Origin of the sequence: Chamaesiphon polymorphus CCALA 037, from assembly GCF_003003845.1 — a bacterium.
Taxonomy (GTDB): domain Bacteria; phylum Cyanobacteriota; class Cyanobacteriia; order Cyanobacteriales; family Chamaesiphonaceae; genus Chamaesiphon; species Chamaesiphon polymorphus.
In genome coordinates, this window is the sequence record NZ_PVWO01000402.1 from 1 (window position 1) to 5,513 (window position 5,513).

A 5,513-nucleotide genomic window follows, 5' to 3' on the forward strand; every position below is an offset into this window, starting at 1 on the left:
GCATTTGGTTGAGCTGGTGTCACTGCTGTCGGATTATTTTTGATGGCTGCCTGAGAATCACAGCTAGATAACAAAGCTATGATTCCCAGCCAAATAGTTTGCTTCAGGTACGGCTTCATCGGTTTTGGTTAACTTCTATGCTCTGAGCATAATCGGCAATCGATGGCTGGCACTATTCACAAAGGTCATCTCATTTCATGACATTTGTCACTGATGATTTTCCCTGCTCTAGATCGGACTGAATTTCTAGCAGTTTCGCTAAGGAGTTGAATGCCATGATACAGAGTGGAAAAGCACAATCTTCTGGCGATTTTAATTTCTTATTCAGGACTCGATCGCTACTTATCAAGGCATGAATCGGGTCGTATAAAGTCTTGGCGATCGCCTTTTGCTCTAGTAAAGCATCCATCAGATTCAACAAACTCTGCTGGCTTTTTCCGGAATTGTCGATCGCGAACGGTAACTGGCGAACTATCGATTCGATCGCCGTATAGGCTAAATTCGTCGCGTCGATATAATTATTTTCATGATACGCTGCCAGTGCCGACAGTAAATTTCGATCGTTCTGACTACCGTTTGCGATCGATTGGCGATCGAGCAAACCATATCGCTCTTTAATTGCTATTTCCGATTGGAAGTCATCAATCTTTACCCCATTTAAATCGATTTCATCCTTGCCAAATTTCGTCATTATACCATGACCAGATATACCTTCTGGTGTAAATATCCCTGAGATTTCAATGGGAAATTGAGTCATTTTCCCAAAGATCGCCAAATTGATACCTTTATAATATTGGACGGAAACTTTAGCTTCAAAATGAGGAGCTGAATCAGAGTTTTTCTCGTCGAGTCTGTAAGTTCCGTTGTATAAAAAATCGGTGTCTCCGCCTCTGATCGTCCCATCTTTGAAGGCTGCAAACCCACTACCGAGTTGCTTGCCATCTGCTTCAAAACTCAAGCTAAATATTCCTTCTGTCATCATAATTAACTCCTTAAATTAGTTGATAATTGATAATTGATAATTGATAACTGCGCTCCCCGCTCTCCCTTTCAAATTATTCATTTTCCAGTTCTGAGTTTTCGGAACTTAGTGGTGGAATGAAACTGTCGAGTTTCCGTAATGGTCGGTAGCTATACGCATACAAAGTAACCGCAACTTGAAGAATGCCCAGCACGATGAATAACAAAGCAATACCTCGCCCCGCTCCTACCCCCACGACCCGACCGACAGTATCGGCCAACGCGCCATTTTTGGCTAACAGTGGTTCAAAAATCCAATCCGTCAAAGGGCCAGCCATTAAATAGGCGATGGGGAGGGAAGATGCGGCAATCATTCCCTGTAGTCCAAATACCCGACCTTGGACTTCGACCGGAACATTGGAAATAAATAAAACTTCACTGATGCCATTAATCAGCGAAAAAGATAACATGCCCACAAAAATCGCGATCGTAATTAAGATACTCGATGGCTGTATTCCGGCCAGAATAATGGATAAACCCAGACACACTCCAAAAAACATAATTTTGGTGATTCGGTATTTCGCTCCACCAAAAAAACCGAGCAGGAGACCGCCAAATAGCGATCCAATACCCCCGATCGTCAGCATCGAACCAGCCGCAGAGCTGCTGAGAAATCCTAATACCATCGGTACTAATAATAGACTGACAAGTCCAATCAAGAAATTGATAACTGTGAAGTAAATTAGTAAAGATAAAATGTCTGGATGGGCTAACGTGTACTCCCAACCAAACCCTAGCTCGCTCCGCAAAGCCGCAAAAGCTGCCCAGCCTTGTGGTTGTTCTTCAACTTCTGCGGTATTAGTAGTAGGCAAATGAGTGGGAATTTTGACTAACAAAAGTGTGAATAGTGAAACTAAATAAGTAGCAAAATCAATCAGCAATACTCCTTCCATTTTCACCAATAATACTAGTGTCCCTGCTAATGCGGGAACGACTAAACTACCGATCGATTCACTAATTTGGGTCAAGCCAACGGCATTTTCTAAGTTTTTATCTGCAACCAGCAGTTTAGTACTAGTAGTCAGTGCCAACCTTTGAAAAACACTCACCGTTGAGATGAGGGTTGTGACGACAGCAACTTGCCAGACTTGTAAGTTGCCTGCGAAAAATAGGACAGCAACGAATCCGGTGCAGATCGCGGCAATGAAGTCGCTGCCGACGATCGTCGATCGCCGATCCCAGCGATCGACAAATACCCCCGCGATCGGGGAAATTAGAATCGGTGGGATGACATTAAATAGCGCGATTAAGGCATATTGAGTCACAGAACCAGTCTGTTGATACACCCATAAATCTAAAGCAAAGCTGGTGATACCCGAGCCGATTAAAGAAACAAATTGCCCCGACCAAATAGTCAGAAAAGCACGCATTTCAGTCAGCTCTCGCAGAAAATTCTTGACGATATTTTTAGTTGTCACAGTAATATTTCCATTGGTTTAGTGTTGCTGGGAGCGCGATCTCCATGCGACCGGAGCGAGAAAATTGGGCTTGGAGACTGCCAAAGATTAATCTAGAGCAGCATCGAAAGCGGCATTTAGTTGAGCCGACAATGCTATGACATGTGGTAGCCTCATCATGGTGTAGTGGTTGCCAGGGACTAAGTGTAAATCTACAGATTGGGTCGTAAACGGCTCCCACTCTAGATGTAAAGCTGCCGATATCCCATCTGAGCCATCCTCCTCCTCGCTGGCATGTAAGAAAGTGATGCGACCGTCATATTTAGCGATCGGTCGATAGGGCATAGCGGCTTGGGCTTTGTAGACGGCAATCAAGCCCTGGAGTTGAGTGATACTCATCCCGGCTGGCAACAGTTGAGCCGCTTGGAGTCGGGATTGGAAGTAACCGATTTGGGCTTCGGGATCTAGAGCGCGGAGCTGTTCTAGATCGACATTCAACGCTTGACCGTACATCCCCTCCACAATCGAAACCATCGTGTAGACCCACTCGGCTTCATCCATTTCTAGCAACGGCACATCTGCTACATCGGGTGCGCCAGCATCGACGATCGCCAGACAAGCCACGGTTTCGCCTTGCTGCTGGAGCTGGAGGGCAATTTCAAAGGCAACTGCACCGCCAAAGGAGTGTCCCCCTAAGTAGTAAGGGCCAGTCGGCTGGATCGTTTGGATGGCTTGTAGATAATCCCGCGCGATTTCGACCACACTTTGGTGCGGCTGAGTTTCACCGTCCAATCCTTGAGCTTGAAAACTGTAGAAGGGACGTTCTCGATCGAGATAATGGGCGAGATTATGGAGGTAGATCGGATTACCACCTGCGCCAGGAACGCAGAAGAAGGGCGATCGAGATCCTTGTGGTTTAATCGGCACCAACAATGACCGATCGACATCCTCGATCGGTTGCCAGAGCATGGCGGCCATTTCAGCAATGGTGGGATATTGGAACAGCATCGCCACGGGTAACTGGCGATCGAATCGCTGCTGAACTCGTGCGATCAGTTGGACGGCTAGTAGGGAATGACCGCCTAAATCGAAGAAATTAGCCTGGGTGCTGATGGGATAAACTTCTAAGACTGCCGACCAAATTTCGGTGAGTTGCTGCTCGATAAAGTTTGTCGGTGGTACAAAGTCAGCTACGGCACTCGTGCTGTCATAGTCTGGTGTGGGTAGAGCGCGGCGATCGATCTTGCCATTGGGTGTCAGCGGCAATTCGGACAGCGGCACAAAGGCGGAGGGGATCGAGTAGTGTGGTAAAGAGGTTGCTAAGAATTGGCGCAGTTCGGGCACGGTGGGTGGCTCGGTCGATTCGGTCACAAAATAACCGACTAAGTACTGGTTGCCAGACTCGCTCGATCGCATGTCTACTACCGCTTGAGTAATATGGGGATACTGACCGAGCTTGGCTTCGATTTCACCGAGTTCGACCCGATAACCCCGAATTTTAACTTGGCGATCGATGCGACCGAGATACTCCAAGTTGCCATCGGCGAGGTAGCGTGCCAAGTCACCAGTTTTGTATAGTCGATCGGTTGGGGTGGCACTAAATGGATCGGCAATAAATCGGGCAGATGTCAGATCGGGTCGTCGATCGTAACCTTGGGAGACCCCGGCACCACCGATATACAGTTCCCCCGCTACCCCGATCGGGACTGGGCGTAATAATTCATCTAGGACATAAAGATTGACATTGGCAAATGGTTTGCCGATCGGGACTAAAGCCTGAGCGGGAAAGCGATCGCTGTGAGTAGTTTCAAAGTAGCAACTATCGACAGTGGCTTCACTGACTCCATAGGAGTCGATTAAACGGCTATCGATACCACAAAGCTGCTGCCATTGCTGATATTCGCTCATGTACCAGCTATCGGAACCAACCACAATTACCCGCATCTGTGCCAGGTTTTGTCCGGTGCTCATCAGATAGTCTGCCAAGGGTCGCATTACTGCGGGCACAAATTCGGCACAGTCAATTTGTTCAGTTTGGATCAGTTGGTACAGGCGAGCGGGATCTAATAGTAAATCCCGAGGACAGATGGTCAGTTTGGCTCCACTGGCTAAGGCTCGCATGTAGTCGCCCGCAAATACATCAAAAGAGAAGCTAGCCATTTGTAAATGGCTGCGGGTATCAGTTTTTAACCGATAAGCAATTTCCCAACCATGATAAGCATTGACCAAATTGCGATGACTGACCATCACGCCCTTGGGCGTACCTGTAGAACCAGAAGTATAAATTACATAAGCTAATTGTTCTGGATCGATCTCTAGGTCGAGATTGTGCGGGTCGCCATTGCTAATTTCGGCCCAGTCCCGATCCAGATACACGGCCAACGCAGGCGGGTTGGGCAACTGGGTGGCTAGAGTCTGGGTGGGAATCAGACAGTTTACCTCAGCATTAGTCAGCATATAAGTCAGTCGATCGACTGGATAGCTGGGGTCGAGGGGGACATAAGTAGCACCAATCTTGAGGATCGCCAATACCGCCACCAAGACGATGCCAGAGCGTTCTAAATAAATGCCGACTCGTCCGGTGACACCTTGGGCTTGCAAATAATGGGCGAGCTGATTTGCTTGCTCGTTTAATTCTTGATAAGTTAAACGTCGCTCGTCCCAGACTAAAGCTACCGCATCGGGTCGCTCGCTCGTCTGGGCTTCGATCGCCTGATGGATACATTGCGCTGGATAAGTGTGTTGTGGCCCTTGACCAGCGCGGATGAGCTGCTGTTGTCGATCGGGGGAAAGCAATGACAATCGACCGAGCGGTGTTTGAGGATCTGCGATCGTCTCCATCACCAGATTTTCGAGACAATCTAGCATTTGGTCGATCGTCTCTGGGGTGAATCGACTCCGATCGAAACTAATTTCTAAGGTTAACGATTGCCCTGGAATTGCTGTGAGGTTGAGGGGATAGTTAGTTTGCTCCTGCATGTCCACATTCGCAATCTGTAAATCGTTGTGAGGATTGGGTTGCTCGCTCACGGCAGAGCCGATCGGATAGTTCTCAAACACGACAATGCTGTCAAACAGATTTTCACTGCGGGGCAC

3 protein-coding genes are annotated in these 5,513 nt (G+C 47.8%); all 3 read right to left on the bottom strand.

What is annotated here, in order from left to right:
- Window positions 1–190: 190 nt before the first annotated feature.
- Window positions 191–982 carry a GrlR family regulatory protein gene (locus tag C7B77_RS22870; RefSeq protein ID WP_106310341.1) on the bottom strand — a complete coding sequence of 264 codons (792 nt, stop codon included), beginning with the start codon at window positions 980–982 and terminating at the stop codon, window positions 191–193.
- A 73-nt stretch (window positions 983–1,055) separates the two neighbouring features.
- Entirely contained in the window at window positions 1,056–2,438 is a 1,383-nt protein-coding gene (locus C7B77_RS22875) for an MFS transporter (protein ID WP_219892248.1), read from the bottom strand.
- Window positions 2,439–2,525: 87 nt separating this feature from the next.
- Window positions 2,526–5,513: non-ribosomal peptide synthetase (locus C7B77_RS22880; protein ID WP_146138464.1), on the bottom strand; the 2,988-nt coding region annotated here is incomplete at its 5' end.

Bases quoted from the DNA above. Each gene is read 5' to 3' on its own strand.
- C7B77_RS22870 (WP_106310341.1), bottom strand. From the start codon at position 982: ATGATGACAGAAGGAATATTTAGCTTGAGTTTTGAAGCAGATGGCAAG.